Origin of the sequence: Pseudomonas subflava (genome assembly GCF_023823685.1) — a bacterium.
Taxonomy (GTDB): domain Bacteria; phylum Pseudomonadota; class Gammaproteobacteria; order Pseudomonadales; family Pseudomonadaceae; genus Aquipseudomonas; species Aquipseudomonas subflava.
In genome coordinates, this window is sequence record NZ_JAMXBF010000029.1 from 1 (window position 1) to 409 (window position 409).

Sequence of the window (409 nt, forward strand, 5' to 3'; positions counted from 1 at the left end):
CTGGTGCATGGCGGCGAGCGGATTGCCTTCGCCGAGCTGGAAGCGCGCGCCAATCGCCTGGCCAATCTGCTGGTGGCCCACGGCTTACGCCCTGAGTCGCGCGTCGGCGTCTCGCTGGAGCGTGGCAACGCGATGATCGTGGCCATGCTGGCGGTGCTGAAATCCGGCGGCGCCTTCGTGCCGCTGGACCCGGATTACCCGCGCGAGCGCCTCAGCTACATGGTCGAGGACTCGGGGCTGAAGTGGCTGATCACTTCCTCCGATCTGGCCGAGCGCCTGCCGCTGGGCGAGGGCGTTGAGCCGCTGTATCTGGATCAGCTCGATCTGAGCGTTTTCGAGGCTTCGGCTCCTACAGTGCAGCTGAATCCGCTCAATCTGGCCTACCTGATCTACACCTCCGGCTCCACCG

The 409-nt window shown here is 65.8% G+C and carries 1 protein-coding gene; it reads left to right on the forward strand.

What is annotated here, in order from left to right:
• Nucleotides 1-409: AMP-binding protein (locus tag NF616_RS21165; protein ID WP_252275739.1), on the forward strand; the 409-nt coding region annotated here is incomplete at both ends.